Here is a 25,368-nt window from a genome sequence, read left to right on the forward strand (position 1 = left end):
ACCAACTTTGACGGCCGGGACCGACTGCGACGGCCGGGGGAAGACCGATAGTGCGGGCGGACGAACCGCCCGACACACATGACAGACGTCGTGATAGTCGACGGGGCGCGGACGGCCCACGGAGCGATGCTCGGGTCGCTCTCGGGCGTGCGCGCGCCGGAACTCGGCGCGACGGTACTCGAAGACCTCGTCGACCGCTCGGGGGTCGATCCCGACGACCTCGACTGGGTCGGCCTGGGTAACGCCGTCCAGGCGGGCGTGGGGCAGGTACCGGCGCGCCAGGCCGTCGTCGAGGCGGGACTGCCGGACGACACGCCAGCGACGACCGTCAACGAGGCGTCGGGGTCGGGACTGCGGGCGATCATGCTCGCCGCGGACCGCATCGACGCCGGCCGGGTCGACGTCGCCGTCGCCGGCGGCATGGAGTCGATGTCCAACGCGCCGTACCTCGTCCGCGAGATGCGCCAGGGCCGCCGCCACGGCAACGCGGAGCTGGTCGACTCGATGATCTTCGACGCGCTCTGGGACGTGGGCTACGACGCGCACATGGGCGACCTCACCGAGGCGCTCGCCGACGAGTACGACATCTCTCGCGAGGACCAGGACCGGTACGCGCTGCGGAGCAACCGCAGGGCCGCCGAATCAATCGAGGCGGGTCGATTCGCCGAGGAACTCGTCCCCGTCGAAGCCGGCGACCGCCTCGTCACCGAGGACGAGGGGCCGCGCCCCGACACCTCTCTCGACAGGCTCGCAGAGCTTCCGACCGCGTTCAGCGAGGACGGGACGATCACGCCCGGCAACGCGTCCAAGCTCGCAGACGGCGCGGGCGGCGTCTTGCTCGCGAGCGCCGAGGCGGCCGAGGAGCGCGGACTGGGGCCGATGGTCCACGTCGAGGACTACGCCGTCGCCTACCGAGACCCGGCGGAGTTCTCGCAGGCGGTCGGGGACGCCATCGAGAAACTGCTCGACCGGAACGACCTGGCCGTCGACGACGTCGACCACTACGAGGTCAACGAGGCCTTCGCCGCCCAGACCGTCTACGTCCGCGACCGACTGGGCATCCCCGAGGAGCGGCTGAACCCGCTCGGCGGCGCGGTCGCGCTCGGCCACCCCATCGGCGCCAGCGGCGGCATCCTGGCGACGACGATCGCTCACGCGATGGTCCGGGAGGATCACGACTACGGAGTGGTGGGGATGAGCGTCGGCGGCGGCGGTGCGGTGATGATGCTGTTGTCGCGGTGAGGCGCTGTAGGACTGCCGGCGGCGTCGCGAGTGAGCGTCGGCGGCGGTGCGGTGATGGCGTTGCTTTCGCGCTGACGGCCGAACACGCGTTTCCCGGGCCGCGAACGAGGATACATACGTGCTCGTCTCCGTCTGTGAGGTACGGACCCTGGTTCCAACGGCCCGCTCTCCACGGAGACCACGCAGAATCCCAGGCCCACATCTGTCAGCGGGGGCGGCCTGCTGCTGGGATTACTACTGTTGATCGCCGCTCTCGTCGTGTTGTCAATACTCTTCTGACCCGCTCGACCGGGCCGAGCAGGCGGTGTGGACAGTTACTCGCCGCTGTCGTGTTCTACCCCGCGCAAGAGCGCGACGACGTTCTCCTCCTCGCCGTCGATCTGCTGGGGATAGATGCCGACGGCGACGATGTGGTCCTCACCGTGCCTGAACTTCGCGGCGTGGACGTACACGTCGACCTCGCTCCCGGCCAGTGTCGCGGTCCCCTCGTACTTCTGGAGGGTCCGCTGGCGCCCGAGCGCGCGGACGCTCCGGTTCTCGACGTGGTCGCCCACGGTGAGTCCCTCGTACTGGGACTCGAACTGCTGGAGGATATCTCGTGTGCTCATGTCCGAGATGGGGTTGAACGTCTGCCCCACGGCCTCGACCTCCGGGCTGGCGAAGGTGACGAACACGGCGGCGCGCTGGGACCCGAGCGGACCGAGGTCGACCGCCCGCTCGTAGCGCGCCTGCTGGTTGGTCACCTCGACCTGTCTGGTCTGCCCGGCGGCGCTAACGTTGCGCGTCACCACCGACTCGTTGACGGCCTGTTCTTCGTACCCGGTGTCCGACTGGACGTCGTCGCTCACTGTCGCCGGTTCCGCGCTGAAGGTGAGCGGCTTCTGTCCGGTGAGAAAGCCGCACCCGGCCGTCACCGTCGCGAGGACGACCGCCAGCGCGACGAGCGCCTGTCGCATGTACATGGAGCGCTATTGTATCAGAACACGGGTAAGTGTGACGCTCCGTGACACGGGAGACAGATGGTTGATAGATGCGTTCAGTTGACTATTCTGCCGTCACTTGGGAGATGGTTTCGTCGTATCGGTCGTGTATTTGAAATTTCCTGTGCGGGGATCCTGACACAGGCGTTGGACGGACGGCGGACGCGGACCCTCAAGAATTATCGGGGAGCGCGCCGGCGGTAGTGGTATGACGGAGTTCTCTCACCGGGTCGAGCAGGTGTCGATAAGCGGGATCCGCGAGGTCTTCGAGGCCGCGGGCGAAGACGCGATCAACCTCGGCCTGGGCCAGCCGGACTTCCCGACCCCCGAACACGCCCGCGAGGGCGCCATCGAGGCGATCCGCGAGGGGAAGGCCGACGGCTACACCTCGAACAAGGGCACCGAGTCGCTCCGCGAGGCCATCGCCGGCCGTTACGCCGAGGACCGCGGCATCGACGTCGACCCCAACGACGTCATCGCCACCGCGGGCGGGAGCGAGGCGCTCCACATCGCGCTCGAAGCCCACGTGGACGAGGGGCAGGAAGTGATCTTCCCCGACCCCGGATTCGTCTCCTACGAGGCGCTCACGCATCTCGCGGGCGGGGAACCCAGACCCGTCGGACTCCGCGACGACCTCACGATGGACCCCGCGGCCGTCGAGGAGGCCATCACCGACGACACGGCGGCGTTCATCGTCAACAGCCCCGCCAACCCGACCGGTGCCGTCCAGTCGCCCGAGGACATGCGCGAGTTCGCCCGCATCGCCGACGAGCACGACGTGCTCTGCATCTCCGACGAGGTGTACGAGCACATCGTCTTCGAGGGCGAACACCGCTCGCCGCTGGAGTTCGCGGAGACCGACAACGTCGTCGTCGTGAGCGCCTGCTCGAAGACCTACTCGATGACGGGCTGGCGGCTCGGGTGGGTCACCGGCTCGAACCGCCGGATCGAGCGGATGCTCCGGGTCCACCAGTACGGCCAGGCCTGCGCGACGGCGGCCGCGCAGTACGCCGCCGAGGCCGCGCTCACGGGCCCGCAGGAACCAGTCGACGAGATGGTGGCGGCGTTCGAGGAGCGCCGCGACGTCCTCCTCGACGGCCTCGCGGACATCGGCCTCGACTGCCCGACGCCCCACGGCGCGTTCTACGCGATGCCGGAAGTGCCGGAGGGCTTCGTCGACGAGGTGATCGACCGCGGCGTCGTGGTCGTCCCCGGGGACGCCTTCGGCGAGCACGGCGAGGGCTACGCCCGCATCTCCTACGCGGTCGACGTCGAGACGCTCCGGGAAGCGCTCGATATCATGGGCGAGGCGTACGACGCCGTCCAGTGACGCGCCGCGGGTGAGCGCCGACGACCCGCCGGATTTTTGCGGGTGTACGGGCCATCCCCGGTGATGGCGCCGGATCTCGTCACTGTCGTCGTCGCGGTCGCGATGGCGTTCGTGCTGATCCCGACGGCGGCGCTCGGATACGTCTTCGCCAGGTACCTGAACCTCTCCGCACGCGTCGGGATGATCGCCCGGCCGCTCGGTATCGGCCGTTGGACGGGGTTCGGGGCGATGCTGGTCTTCTTCACCGGGTTCGCCTGGATCGGCGCGGTCGGTGGGATTCCTGACGAGGGCGAACCGTTCTGGATACCGACCAACCTCGCGCTCGTCGGTTTCGGCGTCGGTCTGTTCTGCGTCGCGCTCGCCCTGAGCAACCTGGGCCGGTACCGCCGACTCCGCGCCGGTGAGTTCGTTGCGGGCGTCGCAGCAGCCGAGGGTGACGAGACGGTTCGGGCCCCGCTGAGCGGCGAGCCCTGTCTCGCGTGGGCGGTCCGGGTCCGCGAGCACTCCGGGGTCTTCCGCAAGGGCGGACCGCCACCGATCCACCGCGATTCGGGCGGAACAGCGTTCGTGGTCCAGTCCGACACCGAGCGAGTCTGTGTGAACCCGAGCGACGCGGCGCTCGACGTGTGGCCGGTCGGCGGTCGGCCGTCGCGGTCGGATTTCGTCGCCCGCGAACGCGACGGCGTCTCGGAGCACGTGGCCGAGTACGCGGCCGACGCTGGCCTCGGCGACCCCGATCGCTCACGTATCTACGAGGAGGCCCGCGTGGAACCGGGCGACAGCGTGACAGTCTTCGGGACGGCCGACGGGCGGACGGCGATCGGCGGCCCCGGAACGGTCCTTGCCGACCGCTCGGGCGAGACGGTCCGTCGACAGCTCCGCCGTCGGGTCAGAGCGGGTCCCACCGGCGCCTCGCTCGCGCTCGTCTGCTTCGGCGTCGCGGCGATCCTGAGCGGTGCGGTCTGAGCCAGAGTGAGGGGTAGTTGGTCGATTCGCCGCTGACCGGTTCGGCGGGACGACGCCGACTCGACGGGTTCCCGAACGGCGTTCGAGTGACCGGGCCGACACGACGGAGGCCGACATGTCGGGGGCCGACCAGAGCCCGGGCGTCGCGGGCGCAATACGGAAGGACCTCCCGACCCAAACGCTGGCAATGGATCAATTGGCCCCGTCGAACGTCCCGGTCTACGAGACGAAAGCGGAGGGACAGACGCTGTGGGACCGCTGTGCGGACCGCGGGCTGCCGGTCGTCGCCGTCCGCGACGCGGAACGCGGGTTCGTCGTCCGCTACGACCTCCAGCACCTCGACAGCGAACTGTCCGAGACCGCCCTCCGGAAGCTGCGCGAACAGGTGCGCTCGCTCCGGTCGTACTCGATCGAGGTCGACCCGCGGTCCCAGACGGAGTCCGTCGGCGGCGAAACGGGGCCGCACGCCGGCGAACTCCACGCCGAGACCGAGTCCGACGCTCGCCGCCTCGCGTCGCACGTCTCCGCGTTCGTCTTCGACGACGACAACCTGGTCTGAGTTCGCGACAGTCCGCACGGTGGGCGCTACGCGCCCGCCTCCCGCTCGTTCAGCGTCTCGTGGACTCCCAGGATCAGCGCGGGGACGACGACCATGAACAGGTGCTCTTCCAGCGGGATCCCGGCGAACTCGACACCGGTCCGGAGCGGGATGGCGAACACGCCGACTTCGAGCGTGTACCAGTCCCAGACGTACGCGAGCGGGTAGATCGCGGCGATCGTGGCGCCGGCTCGGCGAAGCTCCCCTCGGCCCGCCCGCGCGAGCAGCGCGAACGCGAGCGCCCCGAACGCGACCTCCGTCGCGAGGTACGTATAGGGCCCGAAAACGCTGATTTCGGGCAGCGGGAGACCGGCGAGCGGCCGAAACATCGCGACGACGAAGAGACCGAGCCCGGCCGTGGCGGCGACGGCGAGTTCGGCGGTCGCTCGTCCGGCCGACTCCGTCCGAACCCGGAGCGCCGGGACGAAGTACGCGGCCGCGGCGAGTCCGCCGACGGGTCCGACGAGCCCGCCGACGGTGAGCCACAGGACGACGACGCCGAGGCCGAACAGCCCCCAGGCGAACCGACGCGTTCGTCCGCGATCCATACCGATCCAAGCGGTGCCAGGCACATGAGCGGCCGGGTGAGCACCACTTCGGCGGCGTCGGGCTCTCCTCTCGAACGGCGGTGCCACCGGACCTGTAAACCTGACGCGACGAAAGAACGTAGGGGCTCCCGACCCTCCCGTGTAACATGGGGGATGTTACGCACGCCCGGGGGGGCGAGGAGGTCGCGCGAGCCCTGCTCTCGCAGGTCCATCCGGTGTTCATGCTGCCGCCGCTGGCCGCGTCGCTGTTCGGCGCGGTGTTCGCCGGGCAGGTCGCGCCCGCCGCGGCCGCGCTCCACGTCGTGGCCCTGTTCTTCGCGGTCTACACGGCCCACGTGAAGGACGGCTACGTCGACTTCCACGTCCGCGGCGAGGACGACGACCACCCTCTCTCCGCGTCGGCCTGTCGCCGGGCGCTCCTCGGCTCGACAGCCGGCTTCCTCGCGGCGCTGGTCGGGATCTGGGTCACCTCCGGTCCGGGCGCGGTCGCGATCACGGCGCCGACGTGGGCGCTCGGGTACTTCCACGCGCCGCAACTCGACACCCACACCGTCGGCGCCACCGCGGGCTACCCGACGGGCATCGCGCTTGCACTCCTCGGCGGATACTACGCCCAGGCGGGCGAACTCACGCCGGCCGTCCTCGGGCTCGCGGGCGTGTTCCTCCTCTTCCTCTCGGGGATCAAGGTCGTCGACGACGCCCAGGACTACGACTACGACCGCTCGATCGGCAAGCGGACCGTCGCGGTCGTGCTCGGCCCGCGGGGCGCCTACAGGGCCGCCTACGCCCTCATGGCCACGGGGATGGTCGCGGTCGTGCTCCTGGCGCTCGGCCTGCGCGGCATCCCGCCGAGCGCCGGCCTCGCGTCGCTCGTCTTCGGCGTCGTCGCGCTGGTCGCCCGCCGCGCCGAACCGGAGCTCGCGACGATGCTGCTGATCAGGGGGTCGTACCTCTTTCTCGCCGTCCTCGTCGCCGCGGTGTGGTTCCGACCGCTGGGGTGACGGCCGCGAGTTCCCGGATCAGCAGGGTTTTACTTCGGGAACGGCTAGAGTGGTGTCGGCATGGAAAACCTGCGTACCGGGCTCTCGTACGGCGACGTGTTGCTGGTCCCCCAGCGGTCGCCCGTCGACAGCCGGAGCGACGTCGACCTCTCGACGCGCCTGACTCCCGACATCGAACTGGAGACGCCCCTCCTCTCGGCGCCCATGGACACGGTGACGGGCGCCGACGCGGCGATCGCGATCGGCCGCGCCGGCGGGTTCGGCACGATCCACCGCTTCATGACCGTCGAGGAACAGGCCGCGGCCGTCGAACAGGTCGCCGACGCCGGCCAGCAAGTCGGCGCCGCGGTCGGCATCGCCGAGGACGCCGTCGCCCGCAGCGCCGCGGTCGTCGACGCCGGCGTCGACTGCGTGATGGTCGACGTGGCCCACGGCCACCTCGAACGCTGCCTCGACACCGTCGAGCGCCTCCGCTCGGAGTTCCCCGACACGGACCTCGTGGTCGGGAACGTCGCCACTCCCGAGGGGGTTCGTGACCTACACGCCGCGGGCGCAGACTGCGTGAAAGTCGGGATCGGCCCCGGTTCGCACTGCACCACCCGGCGCGTCGCCGGCGCGGGCGTCCCGCAACTGACCGCGGTCGACGACTGCGCCGACGCCGCGGAGGACCTCGGGATCCCGATCATCGCCGACGGGGGCATCCGCTCGTCGGGCGACGCCGTCAAGGCGCTCATGGCCGGCGCCGACACGGTGATGATGGGCAGCCTCTTCGCCGGGACCGAGGAGACGCCACCGGAGATCGTCGAGATCGACGGCGAGCGATTCAAGAAGTCCCGCGGCATGGCGACGACCGCCGCCGCCGAGGACCGCTCGGACAAGGAAGACGCCGAGTCGGAGATCGACGCCGACGAGGGCGTCGAGGGCTTCACCGAGTACAAGGGCCCGCTCGCGGACGTCGCCGAGGAGTTCTGCGCCGGCATCCGATCGGGCCTCTCCTACTGCGGCGGCCACACCATCCCCGAGGCCCGCGAGAAGGCCGAGTTCATCAAGGTCGACCAGGCCGCCAAGGAGCGCGAGGGCGCCCACGGCGACCACGACTGGGAGACCGTCGTCGTCGACGACTGAACCGCGAGCGACGGCGCCCAATTCGTTTTCACGCCGGCCGTCGAACACTGGTCCATGAGCGTCGAGGCCGAGGACGGACGGAGCGGCGAGATGACGCTGGCGTTCGAGCTCGATGCGATCCGCGAGTTCGCCGAGCCCGCGGCGGTGTTCGAAGACGCCCGCGAGTGGAGTCGCTACGTCGGCGTCGTCTCCAACGACACCGACGCGGTCGCCGACTTCGTCGCCGAGCACGACCTCCTCCAGGACTTCGAACTCGGCGACCGCGACATCTGGCTCGCGATGGAGGGGATCCGCGAGTCGAGCGACGCGCCGCGGCACGTCTTCGTCGGGACGACCCCCGAGGACCGCCGCATCGCGGACGCGACCGGGTGGGAGTTCCGCCGCCCGAGCGACGTCGCCGACGCGGCCGGGTGGGACCTCGAACAGTCGGACCAGTCTGAACCTGGCCTCGTCGGTCGATTGCTCTCGCGCCTCTCGGCCGCGCTGTCCGGTAGTTCCGACCGTTGATTCGCGCCGTCGGACGGTCAGCCGTCTCCGAGCCGTTCGGCCGCCCGGGAACACCGGTCGAGCCACCGCCGCTCGTACTCGTCGGGCGCCAGTACGCGACCGGTGAAGTCAGAGACGCGCTCGACGCCCTCCTCCTCGCACCACGAGATACATTCGCGGTAGAGCCCGAGGTCGTGTTCCGCGGCCAGGTCCTCGTCGTATTCGACGGCCACCTCGTCGGCCCCCGTGAGATACGCCGCGAAAGCGCGCGTGTGGCCGTCGGTCAGGTGCCGCTCGCTGTCGAACTCGTAGACGGGAAGCGGGCCGAACTGGTGGTCGGGCCCGTCCACGCGGTCGAAGACCGTCGAGAGCTTCTCGGCGCTGACGTAGAGCTGACTGGGCCGGAGCGCGGCCGGAGGGACGGTTTCGGCAGGCTCCTCGCTGCGTTCTGACATGGACCGGCGTTCGGAGCCGGCGAAGTTGTCGGTGTTGGCGTACCGGTTCGGTCTCCGCGCTAATCGAGGGCGTGCGCATCGCTTTCCTCCGCGGCGAGCCGGTCGTAACACCGCTCGACCGCGTCGTGGTCGAGCGGTTCGTCCTCCGGGACCGGCCGAGAGACGAACTCGTTGTCAGCGACGGTGTACCGCAACGGCCAATCTGCGGCCTCGGAGACCCCGATGCGTCCGGAGACGGCTATCTCGGGGTCGAGATCCGTCTCGTAGACGGCGAGGCGAGTGTCTTCCAGCGATCTGTCGTCAAACTCGCCGGTGGTGATCCCGAGCGCCTCGGTGAGGCGTCCGGGCCCAGAGGTCAGCTTCCCCGGGTCGTCGAAGCCGCGGCGTTCGCGCATGGTTTCCAGGCCGTGGGTCGGCTCCAGCGCGCGCACGAGGACGCCCTCCGGGTACCCGTCGCTGACGGTCACGAAGTTGAGCGCGTGGTGGCCGTGGATCGCGTAGACGTAGACGGTCCCCGGACCGCTGAAGAACGTGGCCGTCCGCGGCGTGCGGCCCGCCGCGAGGTGCGCCGCCGGGTCGACGCCGTTCACGTACGCTTCTGTTTCGACGATCAGCCCCCCGACGGGACCGTCAGACGACTCGCCGGCCGCGCCGGGGCCGGGCTCGACGGTAGATTCGGACGACTCCGTCGGCGGGTCGACGAGCAGGAGCGTCCCCAGCAGGGCGGGCGCGAGGTGTCTGGCTTCGTCGCGGAAGTCCTCTGCTGTGAGCGGCTCGCCGCTGGCGAACTCGTCGGGCGTACGCGGCGTCGGCATCTGGATCGCCGTTGGCGCGCGAGCGACGTGTATCGCTCGATCGCTCTCGACCGGGCATCTTTGCCTCGCCGGCCCGAAGGACGATCGTGACCGACCAGCAACCGCTTTCCGAAGACGACGTCGGCGAACCGGTGGTCGACACCGAAGGGACCCAGATAGGTACCGTCGCCGGCGTCGACGGAAACACGGCGCTCGTCGACCCCGAACCGGAACTCGACGACGTGCCCGCCAGAGGATCGATCGGCTGGGACGACCCGACGGAGACTCACCCGGTCGACGCCGCGGACCTCGACCGCGTCGAGTCGTCGGACGGCACCACGTTCCGGGTCGATCTCGGAGCGGTCAACAACCCCGAGGGCGCGGACACGCACTCGGAGCATAGCTCGCAGTGACCCGGAGTGGTGTAGACTGACCGAGCGAACTCACGGTCCACCGCGGCCGCGGCGCGCGCGTCAGTTGGCCGTCGAGACGATTTTGATCACGTCGCCCTCGTCCAGTTCCTCCTCGTCGCTGATCCGCATGTTCTTCCGCGCGTCGACGGCGTGGAGGTAGCCGTCGCCGATGTCCGAGTGGACGGCGTAGGCCAGGTCTTTCGGCGTCGACCCCGACTGGAGCAGGAACGCGTCGGGCAGGGCGTTCCCCTGGCCGTCGGTCCAGTGGGTCTCGTCCTGGACCGGATACGCTGTGATCTGGTTCAATACATCGTACACGGCGGTGTCGAGCGCCTGCTGGACGCCTGTCCCGCCATGCTCCGCCATCACCTCGCGGATCTGTTCGAGGCCCCGTTCCTGCTGGTCGCTCAGGTCGCCGACGATCTCGAAGTCCTCGTCGCCCGGATCGTAGTCGACGACGCCCGCCTCGGCGGCCTTCCGCAGGGCCAACTCGCCGTCCGCGGTCGTCGGGATGGTGGCCTCGTTGCGCTCCTTGAGGGCCTGCAGGTTCTCGGGCGGCGCCACGTCGGCCTTGTTGGCGACGACGACGATGGGTTTCGTTCGCGCCCGGATCTCGCTGGCCAGTTCCTCGCGGTGGTCGTCGGTCCACTGGATGGGGTCCTCTGGGTACTCCAGGTCCCGCAAGGTGCGCGCCACGTCGAGTTCCGTCGCGCCGACGCCGGTCAGGAGATCCGCCAGTTCCTCGTCGATGTCGAAGTCGGGCGAGCGGGAGGCGCGCTCGATGGACTCCCAGTTGCGGTCGACGATGCTCGCCAGCCACAGGTCCATCTCCTCCTCGATGAACTGCAGGTCCTCGACGGGGTCGTGTTCCCCGACTTCGACGGGTTCGCCCTCCTCGTCGGTCCCCCCGGAGGCGTCGACGACGTGGAGGATCACGTCGGCGTTCGACAGCTCGTCGAGGAACTGGTTGCCGAGGCCGCGGCCCTCGTGGGCGCCCGGAACCAGTCCGGCTACGTCGAGCAGTTCGACGGGGACGAAGCGCTTGCCGTCGTGGCAGTTCTCCTGCCCGCAGCGGTCCTCGCGGTCGAGACAGGGGCACTCGGTGCGGACGTGAGTGACGCCGCGGTTGGCGTCGATGGTCGTGAACGGGTAGTTACCCACGTCCACGTCGGCCATCGTCGCCGCCTTGTAGAAGGTCGACTTGCCGGCGTTCGGTTTGCCGGCAAGCGCGATAGAGAGCATACTCTCTCTACTGCGGTCCGCGAAAAGCCGCTTTCGGTCCCTGGACCGGCGACGACCCCGCTCGGTCGGCCTGCGGCCGCGCGGGCGACGACCGCCGCGTCTACTCGGACCCGACGCCGACGACGACGTTGATCACGACCCACAGCGCGACCGCACCGCCGATCAACAGGAAGCCGACCCAGTCCGGGATCTCCCCTCCCGCGTTCGTCCGCGATGCCTTTCTGCCCATTCCGAACGCTGCCAGACCCATGAGGAGGAAAAACAGCGGTACCCGTTGCACGAGCTTCGACCCGTAACCCATGTCCTGTCAGATACAACGACTCTACAAAGTAGTTTCCTCTCTCAGATGACAGGGGCGCGAACACGGCGGGCTGCGGCGAGGCGGCGTCAGTCGGCGTCCGGAACGACCTCTGCGTCCTCGTCGTGGCCGTTCTCGCTGTAGTCGGGTCGCCCGCCCATCATCGGGACGACGCCGTCGAGTTCGGCCTCGACGGCGTCGCGGCTCTCGACGGCCGGACTCGCCTCGTCGTCGGATTCGCCTGCGCCGTCGACAGATTCGCCGTCGTCGGCATCGGTGCCGGCCGTCTCGTCGGCGACGACTTCGGCTGTCTCGTCGTCCGGCTCGCCGGTATCGGCCTCGGTCGTCCCGTCGTCGGGATCAGCCGGTTCGTCCTCCGTGTCCGCGGCTTCGTCGTCACTCTCGTCGGTCTCGTCGTCGGTGGTCTCGGCGTCCGCGGCGTCGTCACCTTCGGCCTCGTCGTCGGGACGTTCGGGGCCGAGCGCGTCGCGGACCTGCGTGAGTTCGCCGCTGACGCGGATCTTCCCCTCGACGATGGCGTGCTCGTGGAGTTCGACGTCCTCGGCGGAGATGTCGCCCCAGACCGTCGCGCCCCGGGCGACGGACACGTCGCCGTTGCGGGTGGTCACGTCGCCTTTGATCTCGGTCTCCTCGCCGACGACCACGTCGCCGCGGGCGCGGAGGCTCCCGAAGATCGTGTTGTCGGCGCCGACGGTCAGCGTCTCGGCGCGGATGTTGCCGTGCAGGCGGCAGTCGTCGCCGATGCGCGCGGGCGTCGAGACGCGCCAGGCGTCGTCGCTGACCCGCGCCCCGCGCGGGATGACGATCGGTTCGTCCTCCGCGTCGTCGGCCTCGACCAGCTGGCTCGCCAGGTCCTCGGCGGCCTCCTCCTCGCCGATGCGGAGCAGCTGCGAGAGGTAGACCACGAGGAAGACGACCGTCGGCATCGGGTTTCGGATCACGATGTGGCCGCTGGCCTCGAAGCTCTCCTGGATGTCGACGTCGTCCCCGATGTCGACGTTGCCGGCGACCTTGAGTTCGCCTCCGACCTGCGCGCGCTCGCCGAGGTAGGCGTCGCCACCGACGAGCACGTCCTCCGCGACTTCGCTCCACATGTCCAGCCGACAGTCGCCTTCGGCCTCGATGTGGCCGCCGAACGTCACGCGTTCGCCCGCCATCACGTCGTCGCCGCGGACCCCGAACTCGACGGTGCTCTGTCCTCCGACGATCACGTCGCCGTCGGTCACCAGGTCGTGCTCCTCGACCGTGGTGCCGTCTGGGATTGTCAGTTCGTCGAGCGGGTCCGAGCGGATCGGCACACTCCGATCAGCGATTTCCGTGGTAATAAACCCTGACACCGTGCACGACGGACGTCTGACGCGTGTCTGACGGTGCCGGTGTGGGCCCGCCGGCGACACCTCCAGATATTTATTCGGCGACGGCCTACCTGCTGCCATGACGGTACTTTCTTTCGACGAGCAGGGCGTCGACGTCGTCTACGAGGGCCACGACTTCCGCCTGGAGAAGTCGCTCATCGAGGACGCGACCGAGAAGCCCTATCCCGAGGTCACCGACCACGAGGTCCTGCGACTGGTCGAGAAGAACGCCTCGCCCTCGGGTGAAGCGCGACGGATCGCCGACATCGTGAACTGAACCCTCCTGCGGGTCAGGTTCGTCTCGGTCCCCACCGCGTCGGCTCACGTCGTGTCGCTCTCTGCCGCGTCGATCAGGCGACGACCGACGTGTAGACCAGATACGGGACGACGAACAGCAGTACGAACATGAACAGCAAGATCAGCCCGTAGCTGACGAGCGTGGCGGCCGCCGTCACCCACGCCGGATGGTCGAACTGCTCACGCGCGTTCATACGTCGTCCTCGGACGCGTCGTCCTTAACCGTTAGTGCCTGCCACACCGCGCTACCGAGAGCCCGGACGCACCGCTCGGCTCCGCGACAGGGGAACCGATAACTACCCGCCGATAGTGGTTGTAGTATGACACGTCGGACTGACTCACACGACTGGGGCGTGGTAGCCCGCTCGTTCTTCTGGTTCGTCCAGGCGGGCGTTCTCTCGGGAATCGGAGCGCTGTCGCTCGGAATGCGGGGCGGCGGCGTCGCCGGACTGGCCGTCGCGCTCGTGACGGCGTTCCTCAGCGTGGTGCTCCTCTTCAGACAGGTGAACGCGTTCGTCGACCAGAAAATGGACGGGCGAACCGGAGCCGAGTAGACGAGTGGTCGCCGTTCAGGCGAACGTGCGCGAGACGTCTTCGTCGTCTTCCTCGGCCTGGATCTTGTCCCAGGCGTCGAGGAAGTCCTGCATGCGGACCTCGGTCCGGTCGTCGCGGATGGCGAACATCCCGGCCTCGGTGCAGACCGCCTTGACGTCGGCACCGGACGCCTCGCCGGTGAGGTCGGCGAGCTTCTCGAAGTCGAGTTCCTCGTCGAGGTTCATGTCGCGGGTGTGGATCCGGAAGATCTGTTCGCGGCCCTCGACGTCGGGCTTGGGCACCTCGATGAGGCGGTCGAAGCGGCCGGGGCGGAGGATGGCGCGGTCGAGCATGTCGAAGCGGTTGGTGGCGGCGATGATACGGATCTCGCCGCGGTCCTCGAAACCGTCCATCTCCGAGAGCAGCTGCATCATCGTCCGCTGGACCTCGGCGTCGCCCGAGGTCTTGGAGTCGGTCCGCTTGGCGGCGATGGCGTCGATCTCGTCGATGAACAGGACAGAGGGCTCGTGCTGGCGGGCGAGTTCGAACAGGTCGCGGACGAGCTTGGCGCCCTCACCGATGAACTTGTGGACCAGCTCGGAGCCGGCCATCTTGATGAACGTCGCGTCGGTCTGGTTGGCGACGGCCTTGGCGAGCATCGTCTTCCCCGTGCCGGGCGGGCCGTGGAGCAGGACGCCGCTCGGCGGGTCGATGCCGACTTGCTCGAACATGTCGGGGTTCTCCAGGGGCATCTCGACGGTCTCGCGGACCTCTTCGAGCTGGTCCTCGATGCCGCCGATGTCCTGATAGGTGACGTCGGGCGACTGGTCGACTTCCATCACGCGGGCGCGGACGTCCGTCTCATCTTCGAGGCTCTTGACGATCGACAGGGAGTTGTTGACGGCGACGCGGGAGTCTGGTTCGAGGTCGTCGCGCATCTCCTCGGTGACCTCGGTGATGGCCTCCTGGTTGTTGCCGTGCTGCTTGATGATGACGCCGTCGTCGGTGAGCTCCTGCACCGTGGCGACGAACAGCGGCGACTGCTTGAGCTTCTTGTTCTCGTGAGTCAGCCGCTCGAGCTTCTGCTGGTACTTGTTGTTCTCGGCGTTCGCGTCGAGGAGCTTGTCGCGCATCTCCTCGTTCTGGGATTCGAGGACCTCGAGGCGCTCTTCGAGCGCCTCGATCTTGTCCTGCTGGGAGGCGTCGTCGTCGTACGGCAGGTCCACCTCGTCCACGGTGTCGGTCATTACACCCCTGCTAGCGGATGAGATAATAAGAGGTTTCGGGTCGTTCGGGTTGCTTGCCGTTCCGGCAGTTCTGCGGGGCCTCCGGTGCTGTATCTCGATTCACTCCCCAAATTCTAGTTACTTGTTACCACTGGACATATTCTGGCCGCATACGTGCCTACCGCGCCGCGGTTCTTGCCGATTGATTCTCCGAGGTAATAATTCGAAACGGGAAATATTATTAGGCTGTATCCAGAAGCGGAAGGTGAGATGAGCACGCCCGAGTCTGCGGAACCCGAATCGCCGGCGGCGGACGGCTGGGACGCCGTCCGCGACCTGCCGCCCAGCGCCAAGCTGGTCGCGAAGACGCTGGAGTACAACGACGCACTGACCCAGAGTCAGCTCGCCGAAGAGACCCTCCTCCCGCCGCGGACCGTCCGCTACGCCCTCAACCGCCTCGAGGACGTAGACGTCGTCAGCTCTCGCTTCTCCTTCGCCGACGCGCGAAAGCGCATCTACACGCTCGACATCGAGTGATCGAGGCGGACGCGAGCGGTCCTCGCTCGCTTCGAGTCGCCCCGAACTCGACCGTTTTTCCGCAGGAGTCGCCCGGTTCGTCCGGTAGTCCGACCGTACCGTGCGAGAACACTTTCACCGCGCTCGCGACACCTCTTTAGGCGGGGGTTTCGTACCCGGTGACAGATGACGCGCGTGATACACACCGGGGACACCCACCTCGGCTACCGGCAGTATCACCGGCCGGAGCGCAAACGGGACTATCTGGACGCGTTCCGGCAGGTGGTCGACGACGCGGTCGCCGACGACGTCGACGCGGTCGTCCACGCCGGCGACCTCTTCCACGACCGGCGGCCGACCCTCGACGACATCATGGGGACGCTCTCGGTCCTGCGCACCCTCGACGACGCCGACGTGCCCTTCCTGGCGATCGTCGGCAACCACGAGGGCAAACGAGACGCCCAGTGGCTGGACCTCTTCGAGTCGCTCGGCCTCGCCACCCGCCTCGGTCCCGAACCGGTCGCGGTCGGGGACACGGCCTTCTACGGCCTCGACTTCGTCCCTCGCTCGCGCCGCGAGGGTTTCGAGATGGACTGCGACGCCCACGACCGCGACCACGCCGCGCTGGTCACCCACGGTCTGTTCGAACCGTTCGACTTCGGCGAGTGGGACCCGCGGGAGATCTTCGACGCGGCCGACGTCGAGTTCGACGCGCTCCTGCTGGGCGACAACCACCACGCCGACACCGCCGAGGTCGACGGCACCTGGGTGACCTACTGCGGGTCGACCGAGCGGACGAGCACCACCGAGCGCGCCGAGCGGGGATACAACCTCGTCACCTTCGACGGCGACGTGGACATCCGCCGACGCGGCCTCGACACCCGCGAGTTCGTCTTCGTGGACCTGGAACTCGGCGAGGGCGAGGGCGTCGAGCGCGTCCGCCAGCGCGTCGACGAGTACGACATCGAGGACGCGGTGGTAGTCGTCACCATCGACGGCGAGGGCGAACCGGTCACGCCCGCCGCGGTCGAGGAGTTCGCGCTCGAACGGGGCGCGCTCGTCGCCAGGGTCACCGACCGCCGCGAGACGCCGGAGGAGACCGAACGCGAGGTCACCTTCGCCGACCCGGACGACGCCGTCCGCGAGCGCGTGCGCGAACTCGGCCTCAGCAGCGCCGCACGCTCGCTCGACGAGACCGTCCGCGCCAGCAAGATCGCCGACTCGAACGTCGCCGAGGAGGTCGAGTCGCAGGTCGCCGACCTAGTCGAGGCCGGCGACCCCGCGGAGTTCGCCGCGGCCGACCTCGGCCCCGACGAGAGCGATGCGGGTGACGAGTCGGACGAGCGGAGCGACGGAGGATCGGGTCGATCGAGCGACGACGAAGGCGAATCCACGGCGGATCCGGAACCGACGGCGGACAGCGATTCCGCCGGCGCCGACGGTGAACCAGGCGAGGACGCGTCGGCTGAAACGGGCGCGTCGGCGGAGGTGGACGTATCGGCTGAAACGGACACGTCGACGAAGGAGGGCGAACCGCCGGACGAGGACCCGGAAGACCAGGCAACGATGGGTGAGTACCTGTGAGGTTCGAGCGCGTCAGGCTCTCGAACTTCAAGTGCTACGACGACGCGGACCTGCGCCTCGACCGCGGCGTGACGGTCATCCACGGACTCAACGGCAGCGGGAAGTCGTCACTGCTGGAGGCGTCGTTCTTCGCACTGTACGGCTCGAAGGGGTTGGACGGTAACCTGGGCGACGTGGTCACCATCGGCGCCGACGACACGGAGGTCGAACTCTGGTTCGCCCACGGAGGCGACTCGTATCACGTCGAGCGGCGCGTCCGCGCGACCGGCGACCAGCCGACGACGGCGAAGTGCGTCCTCGAAGCGCCGGACGCGACGATCGAGGGGGCCCGCGACGTCCGCGCCTACGTCGAGGACCTCCTCCGCATGGACGCCGAGGCGTTCGTCAACTGCGCGTACGTCCGCCAGGGCGAGGTGAACAAGCTCATCAACGCCTCGCCCGCCCAGCGCCAGGACATGCTCGACTCGCTCCTCCAGCTGGGCAAGCTCGAAGACTACCGCGAGCGCGCCAGCGACGCCCGCGTCGGCGTCGGTCGCGTCCGCGACGACAAGCGCGGCGCCCTCTCGCAGCTCGACGAGCAGATCGAGGCCAAGGAGGAGAAGGAGCTCCACGCCCGGCTCAACGACCTGCAGAGCGAACACGAGGAGGTCGCCGCCGAGATCGACCGCTTCGACGAACAGCGGGAGAAGGCCGTCGAGACGCGCGACCGCGCCGTCGAGATCCTCGAAAGCTACGAGGAGAAACGCGAGGAACTCGCGTCCCTCGAATCGGACATCGAGGACCTTCGCGAGCAGATATCCGAGACCGAACGCGACCGCGAGGAACTGGCCGAGACGATCAGTGACCATCGCGAGACCCGCGAGGAACGCCGCGATGAACTCGGGGAACTGCTTCCCGAAACGGAACTCGACGGCGACGCCGAGGACCCGCCGAGTCCCGACGCGGTCGACGACCGACTCGACGCGCTCGCCGAGCGGGACGACGAACTGCAGTCGGACCTCAACGAGGTCACCTCGGCGGTGACCGAACACACGAATCAGGCCGAGAACCTCCGGGAGAGCGCCGAGGACCTCGAATCGCAGGCCGAGCAGCGGCGCGAGCAGGCCGCGGAGTTCGAGTCCGACGTGGCCGAGACTCGCGAGTCGCTCGCGGACCGCCGCGAGAAGATCGACGAACTCGGCGAGCGCGTCGAGGCGCTCGAAGCGGCGTTCGAGGACGCGCCGGTCGAGTTCGGCGAGGCGGCGTCGTTCCGCGAGGACGTCGCCGACGACCTCAGCGAGGCCCGCGAGACGGTCGCGGGGCTCGAATCCGACGTCGAGAACCGGCGCGAACAGATCGAGGAGGCCGAGGAACTCCTCGATCAGGGCAAGTGTCCCGAGTGCGGGCAGGACGTCGACGACTCCCCGCACGTCGAGACCATCGACGACGACCGCGAGCGCCTCGCGGCGTTAGAGGACGACCTCGCGGAGGCCCGCGAGCGGCAGTCGGCCCTCGAAGACCGGCTCGAACGCGCGGAGGACCTCGTCGAGACCGAGTCCGAGATTCGGGAGTGCCGGACGAACCGCTCGAACGTCGAGCAGCTCGTCGAGCAGCGCGAGGCGACCGTCGAGGAGAAAGTCGAGCAGATCGAGCAGCTCCGCGAGGAGGCCGAGGAACTCGAAGCCGAGGCCGAGCAGAAGCGGGAAGAGGCAGCCGAGCGCGAGGACGCCGCGGAGGAGTGCCGCGAGCGCGTCGCGGAGATCAACAAAGAGCGCGGGACGATCCGCGAGCGGCGCGAGCGCCTGGAGCGCGTCGAGGACCTGCTCGACGCCGTCGCGGACGCCACCGACGCCATCGAGCGCCTGCGCGAGCGCCGCGAGCACCTCGAAGAGACGAACGACGAACGCCGCGAGCGCCTCGTCGAGAAGCGCGAGCGCCGGTCGGACCTCCAGGAGGAGTTCGACGAGGACCGCATCGAGCAGGCCCGCGAGCAGCGCGAGACCGCCTCCGACTACGTCGAGAAGGCCGACGCGAAGCTCGAATCGCTGCGCGAGCGCCGCGACGACCTCCAGTCGGCCATCGGCGGCGTCGAGAACGAGATCGAGGAGCTCGAATCGCTGCGCGAGCGCCGCGACGACCTCGCCGAGCGCGTCGCGTGGCTCGACTCGCTGTACGAGGAGACCGAGCAGCTCCAGCGGATGTACGGCGACCTGCGCGCGGAGCTTCGCCAGCGCAACGTCGAGAGCCTGCAGGCGATGCTCAACGAGATCTTCGATCTGGTCTACCAGAACGACTCCTACGCCCGCATCGAGCTCTCCGGCGAGTACGAACTCACCGTCTACCAGAAGGACGGCGAACCGCTCGACCCCGAACAGCTCTCCGGCGGCGAGCGCGCCCTGTTCAACCTGAGCCTCCGCTGTGCCATCTACCGCCTGCTCGCCGAGGGCATCGAGGGCACCGCGCCCATGCCGCCGCTCATCCTCGACGAGCCCACCGTCTTCCTGGACTCCGGGCACGTCTCACAGCTCGTGGAGCTCGTCGAGGCGATGCGGGAGTACGGCGTCGAGCAGATCCTCGTCGTCAGCCACGACGAGGAACTCGTCGGCGCCGCAGACGACCTCGTCCGCGTCGAGAAGGACTCGACGACGAACCGCTCCACGGTCGTCCGCGAGGAGCCCGAGGACCGACTCGCCGAAGTCGTCGGGGCCGGCGACTGAACGACGGGATTCGGGGACTCGACGCGTTCGAGCCCTCCGGGACCCCCGATTCGAAGTTCACGATGGCCGCGATCCTGCGAATCCCGGCCGAGATCGAGACGGTCGCTCGATTCACGTGGGCCACTCACTCCATCCGCGAAGACGGCTGCTGACCGCGCGAGATTCTGCCGGATCAGTGCACCCGTTCTCTCACCCGGAGATGTCGTACTCCTCGTGGAGGAACCAGTAGTCGTAGTCGCGACCGTCGGGAGCCGGGTCGAACCCGATCTCGACGCCGTAGGGGCCGGACGGTCGCTCGTCGGACCGGATCAGTTCGGCGCCGCCCGTTCCGTAGATAGTCGTGACGGCGGTCCCGTTCGTGTGGGTGGCCTCCACCTCGGTCGCGATCAGCGCGTGGCCGCTCGTCGACCCCGGCGCGGAGAAGTTCCCGAGCGACCGCTCGCCGGACACCTCCGTCACGTCGACGGTGACCGACTGGGACTCGTGACACTCCCCGGTGGGCGTCGGAAGCGGGGTCAGCGTCGGTTTGTACGGTCCCGAGAACACGTCGGGATAGCAGGGCCCGAGGTCGCGTAGCTCGTCGACGAAGACGACCCGGAACGTCACTTCGACCGACGCGAACTCGTCGGGGATATCGCCGGCGCGGACGACGTATTCGACGGACGTGGGCTCCGATGTCGGCGTCGACTGCGTCTGGGTTGGAAGGGCAGTCGACGGCACCGATCCCGGCGTCTTCGTCGCCGTGGGGGTCGGTGAATCGGCCGACTGCTGGGGCGACGGAGACGGCGCGGGTGACGGTGTGAGGGATGGGACCGTGGACTCCGTACTCGGCTGGCCGGTCGTACAGCCGGCGAGGACCAGCGACGCCGCGACCGCGAACGCGAGGACCGTTCGGCGCATGTCCGGGCGGTTTCACCGCCGACTGTAAACGTCTTCTACCCGGCGGACTCGCGGCCCGACCGGTTCGTCATCCCTCGTCTTCGGCGGCGACGAGCGCCGACAGGCCCGCGCGTCCGCGCTCGGTCGTCTCGTAGCCGCGGACCCCCGCGACGTCGGTCTCGGCGATCAGGCCCGCGGCCCGGAACTCGCTCAGCAGGCCGTGCAGGTCGCTCTCGCAGAGGTCGACGGCGCCCATGAGCGTCCGCACGTCCACGGGACTGCGGGCGTCGATCTCCAGCAGGAGCCCGAGCGACCGATCGTCGTGGACTGCGCCGACGACTGCGCGGACCGGTTCCGGGACCGCTCGGCTCGCCGTCTCCAGCGGGGACTCCCCGTCGACGGGCTCCAGCCGGTCGTTGGCGACGTGTCGCTCCTCGCCGGTCTCGGGGTCGCGGACGCGCGAGGAATCGCTGGACTGCTTGAGCAGGAGATAGCGCCGCCCGGACTCGTCGCGGACCGTTCGCATGTGTGCCCGTAGCCGACTCGCGGGGTTAGCCGTTCCGGTCGAACCCGTAAGCCCGCCGGCCAGATCGCCGCAGCCGCGGTCTCACTCCCTTCCGTCCCGGAACTGTCGATACTCGCGGACGCCGTAGACGAACGCGGCGACGCCGAGGACGAACAGGGGACCGCCGGTGTCCCAGTCGCTCCTGAAGAAGACGAACATCGGGCCGAGCGACATCGCGAGCAGCGCGACGTCGAAGACGAGGACGAGCCGCCAGAACGTCCGCGAGACCTCCGGATCGACGTCTCCGTCCAGTGCGCCGGCGTCCGCCTCGTCGGTCTCACCGGCGTCGGCGGCTCCTGGCACGGACGGGATATCGACTTCCGGCACGTCCACCTCGGGGACGTCGGGGCCGAGCGACGATTCGAACCGCTCGGCGCCGCCCAGCAGGCCGTCGTCCTCGTCCGCGTCGTTCGACACACCCGCCGGTTGCGGACTGGCGGCAAAAAGGGTTCCCACTCGGTGCACAGCCTCGAATCGCCGGATACTCAGGGCATCTGGCCGAGCGCGGGGGCGTCGTCGGATCCGTCTCAGGGGAGCGCTCTCCGCGTCGGATACCACCGGGGACTCACAATCAACGATACGTACGACGCGCTCGAAATGGGAACAGGAATTGGGAACCCCGTTTCAAGCGTCTCCGCGTGAACGCCGCCCGCAATTCGGGCAACTCCACTGGTAACGGGCCCGCTTGGAACTGACTAACGCGCCACCTTCTAGGTCCACTCTCAGGTCGCCGCTGTTTTCCGCACACCGATAGTGAAATTTCATCCCGCAGTTCCCACACCGATCGTCCACCTCCGTCTCTCCACAGTACTCACACTCTCCCCGAAGTGCCATGCACCTCGCTAGTATATGACAGCCAATAATAAATTTGTGCGATAGTTAACCGCAACCGTGGCTGAATAAATGAGTGGGTACAGCAGATTTTGCGTGGACTTCCCCTGTTTCCAGGTCTCAAATGCGGTCTGTGTCTCGCTTCCCTGGAAGCCGCTTTGCCGGCGGGCGTGTCTGGATTATTACCGTGAACTACCAAACCAAACGGGGTCGGCCTCCGATAGCGTGGGCGACTCCGATACGTCGAGGACAATAGATCGGCGAAGTCGGCGTCAGGCCATCTGGCCGAGCGCGAGGGCGTCGTCGGATTCGACCCAGGCGAGGGGGTTCTCCACGTCGAAGAGGACCACGCGGTCGTCGACCTCGTAGGCGTCCGTGGCGGCGACGCCGACCGTGTCGGCCGGGGCCGCTCGCACGTCCGCCGTCGGCTCGCTGTCGCCACTGTCCGACACGTCGCGGGGCGTCGTGTGGTCCGTCATGGCTTCGTGCCGGGGTTTGTGACACCGTATCAAGTATCTTCTGCCTGCAACGACGACGCGAGGGGCGCCGGGCCCGACCGGGCAGACCGCGGTTATTTTAATCGGCGGCCGCCAAGCGGGACCATCATGGAGCAAACGGAGTTTGGGGACTTCGGGGCCGGCGACGACCGGCCCGCCGAGGAAGCCGCCCACGTCGCCGGTGACGACGGCAGCGGCGGCGAGGTCGCGACGGTGGTCGACGCCGATTCGGTCCGGTTCCCCGAGGCCGACGGCAGCGTCACGATCACCGTCACGCAGGTCGACTACACCGTCGAGTACAGCGGCGACGACGAGTTCCCGGTCGTCCACGTCTTCGGCCGCCGGGAGACCGACGAGGGCCGGCCGAAAATCGAACACGTCGAGGTCTACGACTTCGAGCCGTACTTCTACGCGCCGATCGACAACGTCGACGACGAACGCATCGCCCAGTACGACGGGCTCGTCGACTACCGCGAGACTGACCCCGAGGGAGAACCCTTCGAGTCAATCCGCGGCGAGCGACTCGCGAAGATCATCGGTCGCACGCCGCGCGACGTGGGCCAAGTGCGCGACGAGTTCGAACACTACGAGGCGGACATCCTCTTCCCCAATCGCCTGCTCATCGACAAGGACATCGAAAGCGGGATCCGCGTGCCCGAGCGGCGGACCGACGACGGCACCATCCGGATCCCGCACGAGGAGGTCGAGGCCGTCGACGCCAACGCCACTCCCCGGGTGAACACCTTCGACATCGAGGTCGACGACCGCAACGGTTTCCCCGAGGACGGCGAGGAGACCATCGTCTGTCTCACCTCCCACGACTCCTATCGCGACGAGTACATCAACTGGCTGTACAACTCCCCGGACGGCGTCGACGGCCCCGCCGCCCTCGAAGCGTACGACCCCATCGAGGACGACATCGACGCCGACGTGCGCGTGTTCGACGAGGAGGCCGAGATGCTCGACTCGTTCATCGAGTATCTCGAGGAGACCGACCCCGACATCCTCACCGGCTGGAACTTCGCGGACTTCGACGCACCCTACCTGCTGGACCGCATCGAGGAACTGGCAGGCCCGGGCCACGACTACGACCTCGACATCGACCGCCTCTCCCGGGTGAACGAGGTCTGGCGCTCGGACTGGAACGGCCCGGACATCAAGGGACGGGTCGTCTTCGACCTCCTGCGGGCGTACAAGGCGACGCAGTTCAGCGAACTCGAGTCCTACCGGCTCGACGCCGTCGGCGAGGTCGAGATGGGCGTCGGAAAGGAGCGGTACCCCGGCGACATCGGCGACCTCTGGGAGGACGACCCCGAGCGACTCCTCGAATACAACCTCCGCGACGTGGAGCTGTGCGTCGAACTCGACCGCAAACAGGACATCATCGCCTTCTGGGACGAGGCGCGCAAGCTCGTCGGCTGCAAGATAGAGGACGCCCCGACCGCCGGCGACGCCGTCGACATGTACGTCCTCCACAAGGCCTACGGCGAGTTCGCGCTCCCCTCGAAGGGCCAGCAGGAGGCCACCGACGAGTTCGAGGGCGGCGCCGTCTTCGATCCCATCACCGGCGTCCGCGAGAACGTGTCGGTGCTGGACCTGAAGTCGCTCTACCCGATGTCGATGACGACCATCAACGCCTCGCCGGAGACGAAGGTCGACCCCGAGACCTACGACGGCGAGACCTATCGCACGCCCACGGGCGTCCACTTCCGGAAGGAACCCGACGGTATCATCCGGGAGATGGTCGACGAACTCCTCGAAGAGCGCGAGGAGAAGAAGGCGCTGCGCAACGACAACGACCCCGGGTCGGAGGACTACGAGCGGTACGACCGCCAGCAGGCCGCGGTGAAGGTCATCATGAACTCGCTGTACGGGGTGTTCGGCTGGGACCGGTTCCGACTGTACGACCGGGAGATGAGCGCCGGCGTCACCTCGACGAACCGCGAGGTCATCAGCTTCACCGAACAGGCGTCCAACGAACTCGACAAGGAGGTCATCTACGGCGACACCGACTCCGTGATGCTGGAGCTCGGCGGCGACACGCCGAAGGACGAGGCCATCGAGCGGTCGTTCGAGATAGAGGAGCACATCAACGACCGCTACGACGAGTTCGCCCGCGAGGAGCTCAACGCAGACTCCCACCGGTTCCAGATCGAGTTCGAGAAGCTCTACCGGCGGTTCTTCCAGGCGGGCAAGAAGAAGCGCTACGCGGGCCACATCGTCTGGAAGGAGGGCAAGGACGTCGACGACATCGACATCACGGGCTTCGAGTACCAGCGCTCGGACATCGCGCCGATCACGAAGGAGGTGCAGTTGCAGGTCATCGAGATGATCGTCCACGGCGAGGACCTCGAAGACGTGAAAGACTACGTCCACGACGTCATCGAGGACTACCAGTCCGGGAACGTCAGCCTCGACGACGTGGGCATCCCGGGCGGCATCGGGAAGAAACTCGACAACTACGACACCGACACCGCGCAGGTCCGCGGCGCCAAGTACGCCAACCTCCTCCTGGGGACCAACTTCGCCAGCGGGTCGAAGCCCAAGCGGCTCTACCTCGACACGGTCCACCCCGACTTCTTCCAGCGAGTCGAGGAGGAACTCGACCTCGACCCCGCGGAGGACCCGCTGTACGGCGAGTTCAAGCGAGAGGTGGCCGCGGGCGACGGGGTCATCTGCTTCGACTACGCCGACCAGGTCCCCGAGGAGTTCGAAGTCGACTGGGACAAGATGCTCGACAAGACCCTCAAAGGCCCCATCGCACGGGTCCTCGAAGCGCTCGATATCTCCTGGGAGGAGGTCAAGAGCGGGCAGGAGCAGACCGGTCTCGAGAGCTTCATGTAGCGCGGCGGCGGCCGCCGCTCCGGAAGTATCACGGGTTGAAACACT

The 25,368-nt window shown here is 68.3% G+C and carries 27 protein-coding genes; 14 read left to right on the forward strand and 13 right to left on the reverse strand.

From position 1 onward, the window contains the following. The first annotated feature begins 78 nt into the window (after nt 1-78). On the forward strand, nt 79-1,242 hold the full coding sequence (locus PSC72_RS21655) for a thiolase family protein (protein WP_274323505.1): 1,164 nt from the start codon (nt 79-81) through the stop codon (nt 1,240-1,242). Nucleotides 1,243-1,556: 314 nt separating this feature from the next. On the opposite strand, the gene PSC72_RS21660 is transcribed toward PSC72_RS21655, so the two are convergent. Continuing rightward, nucleotides 1,557-2,204, reverse strand: coding sequence for a DUF6517 family protein (locus PSC72_RS21660; RefSeq protein ID WP_274323506.1), 648 nt, complete (start codon nt 2,202-2,204; stop codon nt 1,557-1,559). Between the two features lie 226 nt (nt 2,205-2,430). On the opposite strand from PSC72_RS21660, the gene PSC72_RS21665 reads away from it, so the two are divergent. From PSC72_RS21665 to PSC72_RS21675, 3 genes are all read left to right on the forward strand, one after another. Then, a complete protein-coding gene (locus PSC72_RS21665; RefSeq protein WP_274323507.1) occupies nt 2,431-3,552 on the forward strand; it encodes a pyridoxal phosphate-dependent aminotransferase in 1,122 nt (373 codons plus the stop codon). Between the two features lie 63 nt (nt 3,553-3,615). Then, nucleotides 3,616-4,518: a hypothetical protein gene (locus tag PSC72_RS21670; RefSeq protein ID WP_274323508.1), complete on the forward strand. Its 903-nt coding sequence runs from the start codon at nt 3,616-3,618 to the stop codon at nt 4,516-4,518. A 187-nt stretch (nt 4,519-4,705) separates the two neighbouring features. After that, complete coding sequence (locus tag PSC72_RS21675) at nt 4,706-5,077, forward strand: hypothetical protein (RefSeq protein WP_274323509.1); 372 nt, start codon at nt 4,706-4,708, stop codon at nt 5,075-5,077. A 26-nt stretch (nt 5,078-5,103) separates the two neighbouring features. On the opposite strand, the gene PSC72_RS25650 is transcribed toward PSC72_RS21675, so the two are convergent. Continuing rightward, nucleotides 5,104-5,664, reverse strand: coding sequence for a lycopene cyclase domain-containing protein (locus PSC72_RS25650; RefSeq protein WP_382261824.1), 561 nt, complete (start codon nt 5,662-5,664; stop codon nt 5,104-5,106). A 146-nt stretch (nt 5,665-5,810) separates the two neighbouring features. Here PSC72_RS25650 and PSC72_RS21685 point away from each other — a divergent pair, with 146 nt between their 5' ends. Genes PSC72_RS21685 through PSC72_RS21695 form a run of 3 tightly spaced genes read left to right on the forward strand, consistent with a single transcriptional unit; the run spans nt 5,811 to nt 8,297 of the window. Then, a complete protein-coding gene (locus PSC72_RS21685; protein ID WP_274323510.1) occupies nt 5,811-6,665 on the forward strand; it encodes a UbiA family prenyltransferase in 855 nt (284 codons plus the stop codon). 60 nt (nt 6,666-6,725) lie between these two features. Next, nucleotides 6,726-7,790, forward strand: coding sequence for a guanosine monophosphate reductase (locus tag PSC72_RS21690; RefSeq protein WP_274323511.1), 1,065 nt, complete (start codon nt 6,726-6,728; stop codon nt 7,788-7,790). A gap of 54 nt (nt 7,791-7,844) precedes the next feature. Then, nucleotides 7,845-8,297, forward strand: coding sequence for a DUF7124 domain-containing protein (locus tag PSC72_RS21695; RefSeq protein ID WP_274323512.1), 453 nt, complete (start codon nt 7,845-7,847; stop codon nt 8,295-8,297). Nucleotides 8,298-8,314: 17 nt separating this feature from the next. On the opposite strand, the gene PSC72_RS21700 is transcribed toward PSC72_RS21695, so the two are convergent. Both PSC72_RS21700 and PSC72_RS21705 read right to left on the reverse strand, forming a co-directional pair. Further along, on the reverse strand, nt 8,315-8,731 hold the full coding sequence (locus PSC72_RS21700; protein WP_274323513.1) for a hypothetical protein: 417 nt from the start codon (nt 8,729-8,731) through the stop codon (nt 8,315-8,317). Between the two features lie 59 nt (nt 8,732-8,790). Continuing rightward, a complete protein-coding gene (locus tag PSC72_RS21705) occupies nt 8,791-9,546 on the reverse strand; it encodes a DNA-3-methyladenine glycosylase (protein ID WP_274323514.1) in 756 nt (251 codons plus the stop codon). An 86-nt stretch (nt 9,547-9,632) separates the two neighbouring features. On the opposite strand from PSC72_RS21705, the gene PSC72_RS21710 reads away from it, so the two are divergent. Next, on the forward strand, nt 9,633-9,938 hold the full coding sequence (locus PSC72_RS21710; RefSeq protein WP_274323515.1) for a hypothetical protein: 306 nt from the start codon (nt 9,633-9,635) through the stop codon (nt 9,936-9,938). Between the two features lie 60 nt (nt 9,939-9,998). Here PSC72_RS21710 and PSC72_RS21715 read toward each other — a convergent pair whose 3' ends face one another. From PSC72_RS21715 to PSC72_RS21725, 3 genes are all read right to left on the reverse strand, one after another. After that, complete coding sequence (locus tag PSC72_RS21715) at nt 9,999-11,180, reverse strand: redox-regulated ATPase YchF (protein WP_274323516.1); 1,182 nt, start codon at nt 11,178-11,180, stop codon at nt 9,999-10,001. Nucleotides 11,181-11,280: 100 nt separating this feature from the next. Then, the gene (locus tag PSC72_RS21720) at nt 11,281-11,481 is read right to left on the reverse strand and encodes a hypothetical protein (RefSeq protein ID WP_274323517.1); all 201 of its coding nucleotides are present in this window, start codon (nt 11,479-11,481) and stop codon (nt 11,281-11,283) included. 86 nt (nt 11,482-11,567) lie between these two features. Beyond that, a complete protein-coding gene (locus tag PSC72_RS21725) occupies nt 11,568-12,797 on the reverse strand; it encodes a polymer-forming cytoskeletal protein (protein ID WP_274323518.1) in 1,230 nt (409 codons plus the stop codon). Between the two features lie 136 nt (nt 12,798-12,933). Here PSC72_RS21725 and PSC72_RS21730 point away from each other — a divergent pair, with 136 nt between their 5' ends. Further along, nucleotides 12,934-13,131: a DUF5800 family protein gene (locus PSC72_RS21730; RefSeq protein ID WP_274323519.1), complete on the forward strand. Its 198-nt coding sequence runs from the start codon at nt 12,934-12,936 to the stop codon at nt 13,129-13,131. Between the two features lie 73 nt (nt 13,132-13,204). On the opposite strand, the gene PSC72_RS21735 is transcribed toward PSC72_RS21730, so the two are convergent. Continuing rightward, nucleotides 13,205-13,345: a hypothetical protein gene (locus PSC72_RS21735; protein WP_274323520.1), complete on the reverse strand. Its 141-nt coding sequence runs from the start codon at nt 13,343-13,345 to the stop codon at nt 13,205-13,207. Between the two features lie 126 nt (nt 13,346-13,471). Here PSC72_RS21735 and PSC72_RS21740 point away from each other — a divergent pair, with 126 nt between their 5' ends. Then, nucleotides 13,472-13,705: a hypothetical protein gene (locus tag PSC72_RS21740; protein WP_274323521.1), complete on the forward strand. Its 234-nt coding sequence runs from the start codon at nt 13,472-13,474 to the stop codon at nt 13,703-13,705. 15 nt (nt 13,706-13,720) lie between these two features. Here the strand turns inward: PSC72_RS21740 and pan1 are convergent, their stop codons facing one another. Beyond that, on the reverse strand, nt 13,721-14,932 hold the full coding sequence (gene pan1, locus PSC72_RS21745; protein ID WP_274323522.1) for a proteasome-activating nucleotidase Pan1: 1,212 nt from the start codon (nt 14,930-14,932) through the stop codon (nt 13,721-13,723). Between the two features lie 249 nt (nt 14,933-15,181). On the opposite strand from pan1, the gene PSC72_RS21750 reads away from it, so the two are divergent. From PSC72_RS21750 to rad50, 3 genes are all read left to right on the forward strand, one after another. Next, nucleotides 15,182-15,448, forward strand: a complete 267-nt coding sequence (locus PSC72_RS21750) for a MarR family transcriptional regulator (RefSeq protein WP_274323523.1) — start codon at nt 15,182-15,184, stop codon at nt 15,446-15,448. A gap of 165 nt (nt 15,449-15,613) precedes the next feature. Continuing rightward, a complete protein-coding gene (mre11, locus tag PSC72_RS21755; protein ID WP_274323524.1) occupies nt 15,614-17,011 on the forward strand; it encodes a DNA double-strand break repair protein Mre11 in 1,398 nt (465 codons plus the stop codon). Then, the gene (rad50, locus tag PSC72_RS21760; RefSeq protein ID WP_274323525.1) at nt 17,008-19,707 is read left to right on the forward strand and encodes a DNA double-strand break repair ATPase Rad50; all 2,700 of its coding nucleotides are present in this window, start codon (nt 17,008-17,010) and stop codon (nt 19,705-19,707) included. Before mre11 ends, rad50 begins: the two co-directional genes overlap by 4 nt. Before the next feature lie 189 nt (nt 19,708-19,896). On the opposite strand, the gene PSC72_RS21765 is transcribed toward rad50, so the two are convergent. From PSC72_RS21765 to PSC72_RS21780, 4 genes are all read right to left on the reverse strand, one after another. Beyond that, complete coding sequence (locus tag PSC72_RS21765) at nt 19,897-20,607, reverse strand: hypothetical protein (protein ID WP_274323526.1); 711 nt, start codon at nt 20,605-20,607, stop codon at nt 19,897-19,899. Between the two features lie 67 nt (nt 20,608-20,674). After that, nucleotides 20,675-21,112 carry a DUF7346 family protein gene (locus PSC72_RS21770; protein ID WP_274323527.1) on the reverse strand — a complete coding sequence of 146 codons (438 nt, stop codon included), beginning with the start codon at nt 21,110-21,112 and terminating at the stop codon, nt 20,675-20,677. Between the two features lie 81 nt (nt 21,113-21,193). Continuing rightward, nucleotides 21,194-21,568, reverse strand: a complete 375-nt coding sequence (locus tag PSC72_RS21775) for a DUF7322 domain-containing protein (protein WP_274323528.1) — start codon at nt 21,566-21,568, stop codon at nt 21,194-21,196. 686 nt (nt 21,569-22,254) lie between these two features. Beyond that, nucleotides 22,255-22,461 (reverse strand): DUF7331 family protein, encoded by a 207-nt coding sequence (locus PSC72_RS21780; RefSeq protein WP_274323529.1) that lies wholly within the window; start codon nt 22,459-22,461, stop codon nt 22,255-22,257. A 126-nt stretch (nt 22,462-22,587) separates the two neighbouring features. Between PSC72_RS21780 and PSC72_RS21785 the strand changes: the two genes are divergently transcribed. After that, the gene (locus tag PSC72_RS21785; RefSeq protein ID WP_274323530.1) at nt 22,588-25,323 is read left to right on the forward strand and encodes a DNA-directed DNA polymerase; all 2,736 of its coding nucleotides are present in this window, start codon (nt 22,588-22,590) and stop codon (nt 25,321-25,323) included. Nucleotides 25,324-25,368 lie beyond the last annotated feature (45 nt).

Origin of the sequence: Halosimplex aquaticum, assembly GCF_028747785.1 — an archaeon.
GTDB lineage: Archaea > Halobacteriota > Halobacteria > Halobacteriales > Haloarculaceae > Halosimplex > Halosimplex aquaticum.